At 46.1% G+C, this 15,392-nt stretch carries 14 protein-coding genes; 9 read left to right on the forward strand and 5 right to left on the reverse strand.

Annotated features, from left to right (window positions below; genetic code table 11):
* Positions 1-111: 111 nt before the first annotated feature.
* Positions 112-954 (reverse strand): S-formylglutathione hydrolase, encoded by an 843-nt coding sequence (gene fghA / locus HLM86_RS09070; protein WP_076590139.1) that lies wholly within the window; start codon positions 952-954, stop codon positions 112-114.
* A gap of 69 nt (positions 955-1,023) precedes the next feature.
* A complete protein-coding gene (locus HLM86_RS09075; protein ID WP_076590138.1) occupies positions 1,024-2,172 on the reverse strand; it encodes an S-(hydroxymethyl)glutathione dehydrogenase/class III alcohol dehydrogenase in 1,149 nt (382 codons plus the stop codon).
* A gap of 193 nt (positions 2,173-2,365) precedes the next feature.
* Here HLM86_RS09075 and HLM86_RS09080 point away from each other — a divergent pair, with 193 nt between their 5' ends.
* The gene (locus tag HLM86_RS09080) at positions 2,366-3,235 is read left to right on the forward strand and encodes a LysR family transcriptional regulator (protein ID WP_170882636.1); all 870 of its coding nucleotides are present in this window, start codon (positions 2,366-2,368) and stop codon (positions 3,233-3,235) included.
* Here HLM86_RS09080 and HLM86_RS09085 read toward each other — a convergent pair.
* Entirely contained in the window at positions 3,227-5,053 is a 1,827-nt protein-coding gene (locus tag HLM86_RS09085) for an MFS transporter (RefSeq protein ID WP_170882637.1), read from the reverse strand. The genes HLM86_RS09080 and HLM86_RS09085 overlap by 9 nt on opposite strands.
* 304 nt (positions 5,054-5,357) lie before the next feature.
* On the opposite strand from HLM86_RS09085, the gene HLM86_RS09090 reads away from it, so the two are divergent.
* Positions 5,358-6,470, forward strand: coding sequence for a DUF481 domain-containing protein (locus HLM86_RS09090; protein ID WP_076590135.1), 1,113 nt, complete (start codon positions 5,358-5,360; stop codon positions 6,468-6,470).
* A gap of 31 nt (positions 6,471-6,501) precedes the next feature.
* Here the strand turns inward: HLM86_RS09090 and HLM86_RS09095 are convergent, their stop codons facing one another.
* Positions 6,502-7,272 carry a siderophore-interacting protein gene (locus HLM86_RS09095; protein WP_076590134.1) on the reverse strand — a complete coding sequence of 257 codons (771 nt, stop codon included), beginning with the start codon at positions 7,270-7,272 and terminating at the stop codon, positions 6,502-6,504.
* Between the two features lie 94 nt (positions 7,273-7,366).
* Positions 7,367-7,948: a LysE family translocator gene (locus HLM86_RS09100; RefSeq protein ID WP_076590133.1), complete on the reverse strand. Its 582-nt coding sequence runs from the start codon at positions 7,946-7,948 to the stop codon at positions 7,367-7,369.
* A gap of 153 nt (positions 7,949-8,101) precedes the next feature.
* On the opposite strand from HLM86_RS09100, the gene HLM86_RS09105 reads away from it, so the two are divergent.
* From HLM86_RS09105 to rplT, 7 genes are all read left to right on the forward strand, one after another.
* A complete protein-coding gene (locus HLM86_RS09105; RefSeq protein ID WP_076590132.1) occupies positions 8,102-8,542 on the forward strand; it encodes an Lrp/AsnC family transcriptional regulator in 441 nt (146 codons plus the stop codon).
* Positions 8,543-8,761: 219 nt separating this feature from the next.
* A complete protein-coding gene (locus HLM86_RS09110) occupies positions 8,762-10,390 on the forward strand; it encodes a methyl-accepting chemotaxis protein (RefSeq protein ID WP_170882638.1) in 1,629 nt (542 codons plus the stop codon).
* 246 nt (positions 10,391-10,636) lie between these two features.
* Positions 10,637-11,830 (forward strand): hypothetical protein, encoded by a 1,194-nt coding sequence (locus HLM86_RS09115; protein WP_076590130.1) that lies wholly within the window; start codon positions 10,637-10,639, stop codon positions 11,828-11,830.
* A gap of 227 nt (positions 11,831-12,057) precedes the next feature.
* Positions 12,058-13,986 carry a threonine--tRNA ligase gene (thrS, locus tag HLM86_RS09120; RefSeq protein ID WP_170882639.1) on the forward strand — a complete coding sequence of 643 codons (1,929 nt, stop codon included), beginning with the start codon at positions 12,058-12,060 and terminating at the stop codon, positions 13,984-13,986.
* Between the two features lie 3 nt (positions 13,987-13,989).
* Positions 13,990-14,541: a translation initiation factor IF-3 gene (infC, locus tag HLM86_RS09125; RefSeq protein WP_076590128.1), complete on the forward strand. Its 552-nt coding sequence runs from the start codon at positions 13,990-13,992 to the stop codon at positions 14,539-14,541.
* Positions 14,542-14,644: 103 nt separating this feature from the next.
* Positions 14,645-14,839: a 50S ribosomal protein L35 gene (rpmI, locus tag HLM86_RS09130; protein ID WP_076590127.1), complete on the forward strand. Its 195-nt coding sequence runs from the start codon at positions 14,645-14,647 to the stop codon at positions 14,837-14,839.
* A 41-nt stretch (positions 14,840-14,880) separates the two neighbouring features.
* Positions 14,881-15,234 carry a 50S ribosomal protein L20 gene (gene rplT / locus HLM86_RS09135; RefSeq protein WP_076590126.1) on the forward strand — a complete coding sequence of 118 codons (354 nt, stop codon included), beginning with the start codon at positions 14,881-14,883 and terminating at the stop codon, positions 15,232-15,234.
* The last annotated feature ends 158 nt before the right edge of the window (positions 15,235-15,392 follow it).

Here is a 15,392-nt window from a genome sequence, read left to right on the forward strand (position 1 = left end):
AACACAGAGGCGGCGATTGTACCTATTTGCTAAACGATTGCCAGCCGAACTAGGCCGTTACAGGGGGCTTGAAGAGGCATTTGTGTTCTCAAATGCCCTATCTGGGTGGATTCAGAGGCTGAATAAGTGTTTGGCGTGGAATGCTAGGTGGTCATCAATGAAGCTAGAAATAAAGTAGTAGCTGTGGTCATACCCAGTTTGCATTCGAAATTCAACAGGTGAGCCGGTGTCTTTAGCGGCAGCAATCAGCGTATCAGGCTTTAACTGTTCATTTAAAAAACTATCGGCATTGCCTTGGTCGATCAAGATAGGCAGCGGTGATGGTGCTTGTTTTAGCAATTCGCAGCTGTCGTATTCTTTCCACGTTTCAAAATCACTGCCCAGATAGGCTGTGAAGGCTTTTTGTCCCCAAGGGCACTGCATTGGATTGCAAATCGGGCTGAATGCCGATATCGATTTATACGCAGACACATTTTTGAGACCGATCGTCATTGCCCCATGTCCGCCCATACTATGACCCGAAATCGATTTAATCTCTGACACTGGGAAATTTGCTTCGATGAGTGCGGGCAGCTCGTGAGTAATATAATCGTACATATGGTAATGACCAGACCATGGCGCTTGGGTCGCGTTGAGATAAAATCCGGCGCCTTGGCCGAGATCATAGCCCTCATCATCGGGGATATGATCACCTCTTGGGCTGGTATCGGGAACAATGATCGCGATGCCCAACTGAGCTGCTTTGTTCAATGCCCCGGCTTTTTGCATAAAATTTTCGTCGGTGCACGTTAACCCTGATAGCCAGTAGAGCGCAGGCACTGGCTGTTCACGGGTCGCGTTTGGCGGGAGAAAAAGGGCAAAACGCATAGTGCAGTTGAGTGTGGAAGAGTCGTGAGTGTATTGCTTATGCCAACCCCCCGCGACCTTGTTTTGGCTGATATTCGATAACGTCATTGTGATTCTCTTAGGTAAAATCGCCACACTATGACTTTGTGGCGATGTTCTAACGGCAAAAGGGAGGCGTTACTTATCCATATGGATAACAGTGCGGATACTCTTACCTTGGTGCATAAGGTCAAAGGCGTGGTTGAGCTCGTCGAGCCCCATCGTGTGGGTAATAAATTCCTGTAGACCAAATTCACCCGCTAAGTAACGTTCAACAATATCCGGCAGCTCGGAGCGACCTTTGACCCCGCCGAATGCGCTGCCACGCCAGACGCGACCAGTGACCAACTGAAATGGGCGAGTAGCGATTTCTTGACCAGCGCCAGCGACACCAATGATGACGGATTCCCCCCAGCCTTTGTGGCAGCATTCCAGCGCTTGACGCATTACGTTGACGTTACCAATACATTCGAAAGAGTAATCAACGCCGCCCTCAGTCATCTCGACGATGACATCTTGAATGGGTTTGTCGATCGTACTTGGGTTAATTAAGTCGGTTGCACCAAGTTGAGTGGCCAACTCAAATTTGCTGTCGTTGATATCAATGCCTATGATGCGGCTCGCCCCCGCCATACGGGCCCCGATAATCGCTGACAGACCAATCCCGCCAAGCCCAAAGATAGCCACTGTGTCGCCTTTTTTGACTTTTGCCGTATTGAGGACTGCCCCCATACCTGTTGTCACACCACACCCAAGCAGGCAAACTTCTTCAAGTGGGGCATCTTTATTGACTTTGGCCAGAGAAATGTCCGGTAGCACCGTATATTCAGAAAACGTAGAACATCCCATGTAGTGGAAAATAGGCTGACCATCTTTATAAAAGCGCGTCGTTCCATCCGGCATCAAACCTTTACCCTGAGTTTCTCTCACGGCCTGACACAGGTTGGTTTTGCCAGAGGTACAGAATTTACATTCACCACATTCGGCGGTATAGAGAGGAATGACATGATCCCCGACGTCGACGCTGGTAACGCCTTCACCAACCATCTCGACAATGCCGCCGCCCTCATGGCCAAGAATGGCAGGAAAGAGGCCCTCTGGATCATCTCCAGAGAGGGTGAAGGCATCAGTATGGCAGACCCCAGTGGCGACAATACGGACCAACACTTCGCCTTTTTTGGGAAGCTGAACATCGACCTGCTCCATTTTTAGAGGTTCGCCTGCAGCCCAAGCCACAGCGGCTTTGGATTGGATGAACTCTTGACCGGGTTTGATATCTAGCGCCATTGCAATTTCCTTTATTCTCATCTTCAGATTGACGTCGTAAGCGTAGACGAGGATTGTTCGTCGCGCGGAGTCGTTAAGTATCAGGCCATTTTACGCCTCTCGGCGTGTATGATAATCCCCAAAAATAGAAAATCATTTTTACATATATGTAATAATGTTAGACTCACCCCATGGCGATAAGCGGGGGATAAGTATGGCCAATTGGGATGGGGTAAGTGAATTTGTCGCAGTGGTTGAAACCCATTCTTTTACTGCCGCGGCGAGAAAGCTTAATACTTCGGTGGCCCAAATCAGTCGCCGCGTATCGGCTTTAGAAGAACGAATGGCGGTCAAGTTGCTCAATCGCACCACGCGTAAAGTATCCGTCACGGAAGTGGGGCAGGTTTATTACCAGCAGTGTAAGCATTTAGTTGAAGGCTTGGCGTTGGCGGAATTAGCGGTAACTGACATGCAATCTTCGCCAAGGGGACGGCTGAAAATCACGGCGCCAGTTACCTATGGGGAAACCCACTTAGCGCCTTTACTCCACCAATTTCTCGAGCGTTACCCGCAGGTTGATTTAGAGTTGAACCTCACCAACCAGAAGATAGATATTATTGATATGGGTATCGATGTGGCCATTCGTCTCGGTCGACTCGACGATTCCAGTTTAGTGGCGAAACGGTTATCAGAAAGACAGCTTTATGTGTGCGGAAGCCCTGACTATCTCGCGCGCTATGGCGAACCTCATACTCTGTCAGAGTTAGCTCATCATCAGTGTTTAGTTGGCTCTGTTGATTACTGGCGTTTTGATGAGAACCATCGTGAAATCTCTTTGAGAGTGAACGGACGAATTCATTGCAATTCAGGCTCTGCCTTGCTTGATGCGGCGAAACGAGGCCTTGGCTTGGTCCAGCTTCCAGATTATTACGTTAAGCAAGGCTTGAATTCTGGGCAACTGGTGGAAGTATTGTGCGATTACAGAGCCAGAAGAGAGGGTATTTGGGCACTGTATCCCCAGAATCGCCATTTATCGCCTAAAGTCCGATTGTTGATCGAATTTTTGGCAGAGCACCTAGGATGAATTTGAATCACATTCCGTGTCTTGAATCGACTGTTCAAAGATCTCAGTGATCTCTTCCACTTGTTCTGGAGCGGTTTCTGACACCGCATTGAGCCATTCTTCCGCTGATTCGGATAAATCATAGTCTTCTCTATCGGCGGGTCTTAGATTTGTACTGTTTTCAACCAAATTGGCGACCAACTCCTGACTGAATTCGACCAATTTGTCGGGATCATTCTCGACCAGAGTCTCGACCACTTTGGCTGGCGCACAGTCCATGGATTCGGATATAACGGCGAGAATTGACATGGCATTTTCAGGTTCCTTGTCCACCAGCCATTCGACCAGTTCTTCTATTTGATTATCGTCTGATTCTGCAAGCCGTCGGGCAATATCGATGGAAAGATCCGAGTTAGTCAATGTCAGTGCGCGGAAAAGCACAACAGTATCAATATTGTCAAGTTGTGCAGCTCGCTCTGCAATGGACACCGCCCACTGTGGTTGTTTTGTTGCCAACTGACGAATGAACTTTATCGCGTTGGCAGGCTGAGAAGTCGCCAGCGCTTCCACTTGGCCGAGCACTTCTTCGACATACGGAGAGTTTTCTTGATATTCGGTACGTGGATCCAGCTCGCCGTTTATGGTTGCTGGTGTGTGCATAACAAAGTTTTCCTGCTCTTCGACTGACAAAGCGTCTCTGACGGACATCCTGTAAATGGTAAAGACGACTAAACTCAAGCTCGTCAACATGAGGAAAATAAACACAGCGCTATTGTCATAATGTTCCATGAGGACTGACGCGGTGTAAGGGCCGGCGATCGAACCGATGGCGTAGAGGCACAGCAAGCCAGAAAGGACGGGGACAAGTTGACCTTTGACCGAGCGGTCAAAGGTTTCTGAAATACTTAAAGGGTAAAGACAAGCAATTAATCCGAGGGCGATCGCAACCAAAACCAATGGCATGGCGGCCATGGCCCACTCAATCGACACAGGCAATAAAAAGCTGACAACAGCGATGAAAAAACTGGTACCCAGAATGATTTTACGCCGTTCAAACCTATCGGATAAATAGCCTACCGGCCATTGAAGCAGAATGCCGCCCGTGGTGGCCGCGCCCATGAACAGAGAAAGCTGTAAACCGGTCATTCCTATGCCGGCTGCGTAAACAGGCATCATATTAGCGACGGTAGAGTAGAGGATCCCACATACCAGACAAGTGGCAAAACCCAGCGGGGATAAGCCATAGAGTGAACTCAACGAGATCGAGTCCGTGTGTTCGATCTGAGGTTCAAACTGTGACAAAAAGACGACGGGCGTCACAGAGATACTGAACAAAACCCCACACAATATAAAAAGCAATGTTTCGCCAGGTGGTGCCAGAACGAGGCCAAACTGGCCAAGAGTAATGGCGCTCAGAATCACAATCTGGTTTATGGCTAAAATTTTTCCGCGGTTGGACTCGCTTGACACACTGCTGTACCAAGTATCTAGCGTGGTGGTGGCACACGCGATGCAGAACCCCATAATGGTGCGCATCAGTGTCCAAAGCCAAACCTCAGAACTGAGCCCCATGATCAGAATGGCACTGGCGGCCAGACTGCCGCACATGGCAAACGTCCTGACCAGACCAATATTGCGCAGAATGCGTTTACCAGCAATGGCACCAACAAGAAACCCGACCGAATACATCGATAGGATAAACCCGATCAATTGGACGCTGACGTTCGCTTGGGCGAGGGATACGGGTAACAGAATACCGCTAAGGCCATGACTTATCATCAGCAGAAACGAGCTGATAAATAGAAGTGTGAGGGGTCTGAGCGTCGCTGCTACTGTCATACTAATTGATTTAAAAGCAAAAAAGGGGCATTGACAAGAAAAATGCTGATCACTTGTGATGTCTGTTAACCGATCGGCTTGGATGTCACCTTGTTGTGCGAGTGTGTCCCTGAGTGAGGGAGTGTGATTTTGGATGCTCCAGAGCTATGGAAACTAACCAAATTAATGTATGGGTTGTATTTCTTTTATCATCCAATGATTTTAGAGTTGAACATTGACATTGGTTTTTCTCACGACTGACAAAAGGGTAGTGCGGGTTGTTTATGTTATGTTCCGATTTTCCCAATCAACAGAAAAGGTAAAGATGAAACACTCACTGACGATTTTTTGTATTGTTGCTTTTTCGCTACCATCCGGCACGGTGTTGGCAAAAGAAAAAGCCGATCCACTCAAGAGCCAGACCGTGATCATTGGTGATAAGGATGATTGGGTACAGCTTAAATCTGGAGAAGTACTTAAAGGCGAGTTAAATGGCACGGTCAAGAAGGAATCTAACTCCTATGATCAAGAAATTGAGTTTGATAGTGATGATTTGGGCGATCAAGAAATTGAGCTAGAGGATATTTCTCTGCTTGAGACCGCAGGCTTTTTCACCATCAGAACCGCAAACGGCGATATTCATGACGGTTACCTATCGATTCGGGACAACCAACTTTATATGACAAAAAATGGTCTGGAAACGTCATTTCCTATCCATGATGTGGTATCGATTTATCGGGGAACAGAAAAAGACTCAGATTATTGGACTACAGAACTGTTTGTTGGTCTGGATATCAGTAAAGGCAACACTGAGGAATTTTCTCTACTAGGAGAAATCGAAGGGGAACGAAATACGGTGGACTCTCGCAGTAAGCTGTATGCTCGTCATGAGGTCTCCGAGTCCAACAGTGAAAAAACCGCTGAGAAAACTCAGGTAAGTGGGTCATACGATATTTATCTAAATAACCGACTTTTTTTCAGGCCAGTCAATTTGATGGTATTAAGTGATGAATTCCAGAATCTGGATTATCAAGTCAATGCGGCAATGCAGATCGGTTATTTCTTTATCGCTAACGCGGATGCTGAGTGGGATGTGTCGGTGGGTCCGGGTTTACAGTACAACAACTATACCACGGTGGAGCAAGGGGAAGAAACGCATACTAGCAGTACCACCTTGGCGCTTGAATCGAATTTTGAATATGAACTGACTAAAGATATTGATTTCAGCCATACCTATACTCTCAACTGGGCCAGTGATAATGCTGGTGGTATGCGCCACGAAAATGATCTTGGTTTCGATATTGATTTAGTCACGGATTTAGATTTGAGTATCAAAGCGATTTGGGAGCATGTGTCACAAACCAAAGCCGCCTCAAATGGGATTACCCCCGAGAAAGACGACTATAAACTGCACTTTGGCTTGAGTTACGAGATTTAGTGGCCCATGACATTAGGTGAGCCTTTGTAGTTTAGAGGCTCTCAAGCGCATCTTGCTTTTTTAATACCTTGTGTCCGTCTTCCGCAACGCCTTGCTTCCAGTAGCTGCTGATGTAGATATGGTGACGCTCGACGTCTTTTTCATTTCGAAAGTACTGGCGTAGCTGACGCATCGAATCAAATTCACATGCACACCATACTGATACTTCTCCCGCACGCCATGTTTGCTCACGTACAACATCAGGTAAGGACTGATGCATATCCAACCAAACCACTTTGACGTCTTCAGGCGGATCCAATGGCTGAATATCGGCAAGATCAGTGACCTGAATGACGATGTAACCTTGTGCATCTTTTGGTAAGTGTCGAATATGAGCACTCAATGCAGGCATGGCCGTCATGTCAGCGACCATAAAAAACCAATCAGCTTGAGTATTCAGAGTTGAAATCGCGCCGGGACCTGACAGGGCGATCTGGTCACCAACCTTAGCATTCATGGCCCAACGTGCGGCAAAACCACATTGCCGATCGTGCGTTAGGTGGCGGACAAAGTCGACTTCGATAGCACGGGACTCATGATCGAACCGACGGATTGTGTAAGTTCGCATCGTTGGCCGCGGTTGACCTTCAATCGATTCTTGTAACGGATGACCTTGTTGATCAAACAGAAGCTTGATGTAGCCCCCTTCGCAATCATGAGGAAATTCTGCTAATCCGTCCCCACTCAGCGTAATACGCTGCATGTTGGGCGTAATGGTTTGTGTGGATTGAACCGTGACTGTCTTGGGTGATGGTTTATTCATAGCTCTACTCGATAATTATTCTCTTTCGCATTTAGAATAACAGCAGTTAATCGCCCAAGATAGTCTCTTTGATCATCTTTACATTGGTGCTGGTTTACAGCATAGGGAGGGTTGAGGCAATCAGGAGTGCGGCCATCACAAGGTTGAAGCTTCGGGTTCGGACGTCGCTGGTTAGCCAGCGTTGTAATTCGCGGCCCACAAGGATCCAAGCACTCCCTGAGGGAAAATTGACCAAAAGAAAGATGGTTGCGATAAGGACAAGATCGCCCCAGCCGCCTTGGCTGTATAGTGTTACTGCGCTTATCGCCATCGACCAGCCTTTTGGATTGACCCACTGAAAGCTGGCAGCGCCAAGAAACGTCATTGGTTTAAAGTCTGGGCATTCGTTGGCTTTACCACTACAAGCAATTTTGATCGCGAGATAAAACAAATAAGCGAGGCTGGCGGCTTTGAGAAATTGATGTGCGCTTGGGTAGGTTTGAAAAATTCCGTTTAATCCAGCACCGACGAGTAAAAGCATAAATGCAAAACCAAATGCGACCCCAGACATATGGGGTAAAGTGCGTTTATAGCCGACATTTGCCCCCGATGTCATTAACATCAGGTTGTTGGGCCCGGGAGTAAAGGTCGAGACAAAGGCAAATAAAACGAGGGTAGTGAGGTGTTCAAATTCCATGGTGGGCTTCCTATATACTGGTTTGTCGGTTGGCCTGATGACCTTTATTGAGGGTTGAGTCGCTAATCAAGAGAGTCTATGGTAAGTGGGAAATGACGCAATTTTGTGGTTTTATTCGAACAAACCACCATTTATTAACAATTAGGCGGTGCTATGGATAAGTTTGACGAAAGAATATTGCTTGAGCTCAAAAGTGACGGGAAAATGGCCAATGTGGAACTTGCAGAGAGGATCGGTTTATCCGCGTCGGCGACATTACGGCGGGTACAAGAACTTGAACGGCGGGGAATGATTAAAGGCTACCGAGCCGTTCTGGATCGCACCCAGATGGGGGTAGGTTTTATCGCTTATGTGTCGGTTGGGTTGGTGAGTCATCGTCGGCAAGCCCAGCTCGAATTTGAACAGCACGTTAGGTTTGTTGATCAAGTGGTTGAATGCCACAATATCACTGGCGCAAACGAGTATCTGTTGCGGGTCGAGACTAAAGATCTAACCAGTTATAAACAATTTCATGCTGATGTGTTAGGTGAGTGTGCTCAGGTTAATGCGATTACCACTATGGTGGTGATGGACTCCCCTAAAGATCAAAGATAATTAAAGATACACAGGATTTTTGGATGTTGGATAGAATGGTTGCCTATATTCAGCCATCTACCCTCCAAAATGGGTGTTTGACGAATTTCCAATGAGCAGTCCTTCCCTTGTAAATAAACATAAATTAACTATAAATTCGTCCAAATTTTTTATTATTACAATAATTTCATCTATACAGAGTTAATATTATTTTTTTATCCCTCACAAGAGATCAAATCCGTGGCCCAGTTCTTAAATAACGTGTCTATTCGTACTCAGGTTCTCACCCCTGTCATATTGGCAGCGATTTTATTATTGCTCTCTTTTTGGGTGACCAATGGCAATTTGTCCAATGTGCAGAAAAACTCAGTAGTTAATACCGAATCTTTGGTTTTCTATAAAGATACCTTATCCAAAATTGACGATGAGGTGTACCCATTGCGTATGATCGGTATTGAGGCTATCTATAACCCGTCGCAACATCAAAACTATCAGGATCAAGTCGCAGAGAGGACGGCCCAAGTTGATAAGTATCTCACCATTATGATGGAGCGAAAAACGTTTGCCGATGAGATCGAGAAACTGCGTGACACGTTAGCGCGCTATTTGGCACTGTCAGATCAACTTGTCAGCGTCGCTAAGCAGCGTGAAAGTGGCACTATTGGCGAGCGACAGTACCAGACTTTCATTATTCAGTTCCGTGATACTGGCGACGAAATGACACAATTACTCAACGAAATGTCAAAAAAAATTGTTCACTTTTCAGAGATAGTGATTGCAGAGAATCAGACCAACTATCAAGAAGTGCAACGCCTGGCAATCATCAAGGTATTATCCTTGTTGGTCGCTTCTCTATTTGCGGCATGGTGGTTGTCGGGCATTATTGTGAAGCCGATATTGACGCTGCGTACTGTTATGAGCGATGTCGCGCAGGGCGATCTTAATGTGTCTTTGGACATTAAGGGGCGTAACGAAGTGTCGCAATTGAGTCAGGATGTCAACAAAACTGTCAACCAGTTGCATTCGACAGTCAAAGCGCTCACCCAGATAAGTGAAGAAGTGTCTCTCGCTTCCACACAATTGACTTCTGTCATGGACCAAACCGACAACAATGCGCAGTTAGAGTTGGCGGAGATTGAACATGTCGCGACCGCGATGGAGCAATTGACGAGTGCTTCTAACCATCTAAGTGGTAATGCTCAATTAGCGGATGCCACTGCTCGGCAAGCTGACCAATTGGCTCAGTCAGGGCTTAACGTGTTTCAACAAAGTCGCCAAGCGAATCAGCAGATGAGTGAGTCGATCAGCAGTGCCGCAGAAGTGATACTCATACTGAAAAAAGAGTCAGAGAACATTAATATTGTGGTGGAGGTGATAAGGAATGTTTCAGAGCAAACCAATTTATTGGCATTGAATGCCGCGATTGAAGCCGCGAGAGCCGGTGAACTTGGGCGAGGGTTTGCGGTGGTTGCAGATGAAGTTCGCATGTTGGCTAGACGTACTCAGGAATCGACCACTAAGATTCAAACCATCATGGAAGATGTCCAGCACCAATCTAATTTGGCAAACGAACGCATGCAGATAAGCCTTGATCTGTTAGCCAGTAGCAATAATCACTCACACCAAGTCAGTGAGGCATTGATGGGGATTACGGAATCGGTGTCCGATATCAATGATACCAACCTTCAAGTCGCAACCGCGACTGAGCAGCAGTCTCAGGTAACTCAGAATATTAACGATAACATCGCGACGATGTCGGCGCTGGTTCACGAAAATGTAGAAGCCATTAGCCAAAGTGCGAGTGCCAGTACGACGTTGTCAAAACTGGTGGAAAAGCAGAAAATCAAACTGGATTTCTTTAAACTTTAAACTTGTTGTCTATGCGCTTGATTTGCTTTCGAGTGAAAAAACGCCAACCTTGAATTATAATTATTAGATAAATAATTAATTATTTTTATATAAAATATTTATTGTTTAATGAGTTGAATTTTAAATATTGGATGGGCATGCGCAGGTCAAGGTGACGAGCCTTCAATACTCAGAAAAAATATCATTTTTTCTTGACCGAGAAAAACATCGCTCTAGTATTGGCGGTTAATTTTGGCGGGGCGGTAAATGAAGATGAAATATATATGGGTACTATTGTGGTCGCTATTTCTATCCGCTTGTGGGGGCGACGATGGTGATGGCGGTGGAGAAGCGGCTAAGCCGTCTAGCTCGTCCGCAACATTAATTTATCGTTCGTCAAATCAGGGACGCGCCCTCATCAATGTGAATGGACTCAGAGAAACTCGATTAACGGTTGAGAACACCAGTTCGGATCGGTTGGACATCACGGCAGAAACGTCAGGTTTGGCGGTTGGGTTTTCGGTGAGTAACAATCAATGTCAGGGAGCGGAACTCGCCACGTCGGATACATGCCAAATTACAGTCCAATATCTAAGAGATGAAAACTCTCAGGGCAGTATCACCGTCAGTGGTGTTGCTCAGAGTGATGGTCGTCGAACGGTTCTGGACTTGCCGGTCTTTGGTATTAAAGATCCCTTCGATGCGATTACCGATCAATACATCGGTCACATTAATACCAGCGATTTTTGTAACGCTATTGGCCTTTCTCTAATGGGTTGCGATTTATATAAGTTGGGTGAAGTGACGTCACCAGCTTCAGGTGCTTGGCACTCAGGGGCGAGCGCCTACACCTTTGCGTTTAACGGGCCATTGGTACAGACTTACTATCCTGATCCATTTCTTTTTATGACGCCTTTGGTTACGCGGCGTTCCTGTGCTGCTGGAGAGTTTTATTATGTCGCCCAGTATGGCTCTACGACCTCAGGGGCAATTAATCCCAGCAACTCTCAAGATAATGTCTTTATCAAATATCATCCACTGATGTCGGACGGCGAAACCAATGGAGTGACTGGGCACACGGTCAACTTTTCTGGTCGGCTAAATCTCACCACCAGTGAGAATAGCCAGTTCATGGACCACATTGTTCAGTCAGCGCATGACAGTATTTGGTCTGGGCCGAGTAACGTGCCAGAGTTGCAGCAATTGCTCAATACCAATACTAACGCTTACGTTACCTCATCTTTTCAAAATACCAGTAGTGGCCAGACGGTATACGCCGTCAATAGCCTCCTCAATAGGGACTATCTGCGAGCTTTGCTTGTGTATTTGCAAAGCAACCCCAGCCCACATGAAATTGATAACTCTGTGGATGCCCCTGACCTGCAAGAGCCTGTTTTTCAGGACAGTGTGCGTCAGTACCGCCAAACGGTCGCTCAGCATTGCCTGACAGGGTTCAATTGAATCCTGTCAATGGCGCTTTTGGGTGACGCTCAGTTGTCGGTGTCTTTTTTGGTCAGAATGTTTTAGTATGCTCCCTTGGTTCATTGAGAGGTTCATCTGTATTTGTTCCTAAAAGTGTTCCAAGATGTATATCTACGTTTTTCTATTATTTAACCCACTGTTATATAAAGAAAATTTTTAAAATCAAGTGTTGCTTAGTGTGCAACACCACTGTGAAGGACAGTTCAATGCCTACTATTACTCTTCCTGACGGCAGTCAACGTCAATTTGATAACCCAGTTTCGACGCTTGAAGTGGCTCAATCTATTGGTCCGGGCCTTGCGAAAGCGACCCTTGCAGGTCGTGTTGACGGTAACCGTGTGGATGCCTGTGATCCTATCGAGCAGGACGCAAGTCTTGAAATCATCACCGCTAAAGACGATGTTGACGGTCTGGAAATTGTGCGTCACTCATGTGCTCACTTGCTGGGACATGCGATCAAGCAGCTCTTTCCCGAAGCAAAAATGGCGATTGGTCCAACCATCGATAGTGGTTTTTATTACGATATCGATCTGGAGCACTCTCTGACGCAAGACGATCTTGATAAGATCGAAAAGCGCATGAAAGAGTTGGCTAAGACCAAATATCAGGTGATCAAGAAAAAGGTCAGCTGGCAGGAAGCACGCGATGTATTTGCCGCGCGTGGAGAAACCTATAAGATTGAAATTCTGGATGAGAATGTGTCGCGCGACGACCGTCCAGGCTTATATCATCATGAAGAATATATCGATATGTGTCGTGGCCCTCACGTCCCACATATGGGTTTTTGTCAGAATTTTACCTTGTTGAATGTGGCCGGTGCTTATTGGCGTGGTAACAGTGACAACAAGATGCTGCAACGTATTTACGGTACGGCTTTTCATGACAAAAAGGCGCTCAAAGCGCACCTGACACGTTTAGAAGAAGCGGCGAAGCGTGACCATCGTAAGATAGGGAAACAGCTCGACTTGTTCCACATGCAACAAGAAGCGCCGGGTATGGTATTCTGGCACCACAATGGCTGGTCTATTTTCCGTGATCTTGAGGTGTTTATTCGTGAAAAACTGACGGAGTATCAATATCAAGAAGTGAAAGGTCCTCTGATCATGGACCGTGTATTGTGGGAACGTTCAGGACACTGGGACAAATACTCAGACGCCATGTTCACCACCGCATCTGAAAACCGTGACTATGCGCTCAAGCCAATGAACTGCCCAGGGCATGTTCAAATCTTTAATCAAGGCTTAAAGTCTTATCGTGATTTACCATTGCGTATGGCGGAATTTGGCTCATGTCATCGTAACGAGCCTTCTGGCGCACTTCATGGTATAATGCGCGTTCGTGGATTTACCCAAGATGATGCACACGTTTTCTGTACGGAAAGTCAAATCCAAGAAGAAGTCACCAACTGTATCAAAATGGTGTACGACACGTATCAAACCTTTGGTTTCGATAATATTGTTGTTAAACTGTCGACTCGACCTGAAAAGCGTGTTGGTTCGGATGAAATCTGGGATCAGTCAGAAGAGGCATTACAGCAATCTCTCGAAGCCATGGACATCCAGTACGAACTTCAAGAAGGCGAAGGCGCGTTTTACGGCCCTAAGATTGAATTTACCTTACACGACTGCTTAGATCGCGCTTGGCAATGCGGTACGGTTCAGTTGGACTTCAATTTACCTGGTCGTCTCGGTGCGACTTACGTTGATGAAAATAATGAACGCCAAGTGCCGGTGATGATTCACCGAGCAATTTTGGGGTCACTAGAAAGATTTATCGGTATTCTGATTGAAGAATACTTTGGGTTCTTCCCGACTTGGCTGTCACCGGAACAAGCAGTAATCATGAATATTACTGATAAACAGTCCGATTACGCACAGGAAGTTGCCCAAAAACTACAAAAATGTGGAATTAGAGCCAAAGCGGACTTGAGAAATGAGAAGATTGGCTTTAAAATCCGCGAACATACTTTGAAGCGTGTACCGTATATGCTTGTTTGTGGCGACCAAGAGATGGAAGCTGGAGAAATAGCAGTACGTACCCGTAAAGGTAAAGATCTCGGCAAATTTAAATTGGATGACTTTATTTCATATATCCAAGACGAGATCGCTACCCGTAAGCTCAATCTGGAGGAATAAGCTATTAAAGGCGGAAGACGCGGCCAACAGCCGGTAAAACAAAACCCGCACCGTTTGAACGGTGAAATTCGTGGCGTACGTGAAGTTCGTTTAACTGGTGCTGACGGTGAATCAGTTGGTGTTGTATCGATTCAGGAAGCAGTCACTGCTGCTGAAGACGCAGGTATGGATCTTGTCGAGATCAGCCCTAACGCGGAGCCACCAGTCTGTCGTGTGATGGACTACGGTAAATTCCTCTTTGAGAAGAGCAAGTCTGCTAAAGAGCAGAAGAAGAAGCAAAAACAGGTTCAGATTAAGGAAATAAAATTCCGTCCTGGAACTGATATTGGAGACTATCAGGTAAAACTACGCAACCTGACGCGTTTCCTTGAAGAAGGCAACAAAGTGAAGGTTACAATTCGCTTCCGTGGCCGAGAGATGGCACACCAAGACATCGGTGTTGACGTTCTTCATCGTCTGAAAGAAGACACTGTTGAATTAGCAGTAGTGGAATCTTTCCCTAAGAAGATTGAAGGTCGTCAGATGATCATGGTGCTAGCCCCTAAAAAGAAGTAATTAACGGCTAACAAGCAATCAAACCCTGCCGTTGAAAGGTGGTAGGGCTTGGTTCGCCCTAATTACATGTTTATTAAACTACTACAATGCGGAGTTATTCATCATGCCTAAGATGAAAACCAACAAAGGTGCTGCTAAGCGTTTCAAGAAAACTGCTGGTGGTATTAAGTTCAAGCACGCTACAAAACGTCACATCTTGACTAAGCGTACTACTAAGAACAAGCGTCAACTACGTCCAAACGCAATCCTTCCTAAATGTGAAGTGGCTGCTGTTGTTCGTATGTTGCCATACGCTTAATTCTTTTTAGTTTATTTATCGTTTAGTTTAGGAGAAGCATAATGCCTCGCGTAAAACGTGGTGTACAAGCTCGTGCACGTCATAAGAAAGTTCTAAAACAAGCTAAAGGTTACTACGGAGCACGTTCACGTGTTTACCGTGTAGCTTTCCAAGCAGTCACCAAAGCTGGTCAATACGCTTACCGTGACCGTCGCAACAAGAAACGTCAATTCCGTCAACTATGGATTGCACGTATCAATGCGGCATCTCGCCAGAATGGTCTATCTTACAGCCGTTTAATCAACGGTCTTAAGAAAGCATCTATCGAGATCGACCGTAAGATCCTTGCGGACATCGCGGTATTCGACAAATCTGCATTTGCAGTGCTTGTTGAAAAAGCGAAAGCTGCTCTTTAATTAGCAGTTTAGGATAAAGAAAAGGAGAGCTTAGGCTCTAATGCCGATCAGTTAAGGCATTAATCGGCAGATCAATTGAACGATCCTCCCAATATGTAAAAATCCGATAGACCCTGTTTATCGGATTTTTTTATGCACGTTTCTCAAGCTCTCGACAT

This window comes from Vibrio ostreicida (genome assembly GCF_013074385.2).
In the GTDB taxonomy this organism is placed as follows: Bacteria; Pseudomonadota; Gammaproteobacteria; order Enterobacterales; family Vibrionaceae; genus Vibrio; species Vibrio ostreicida.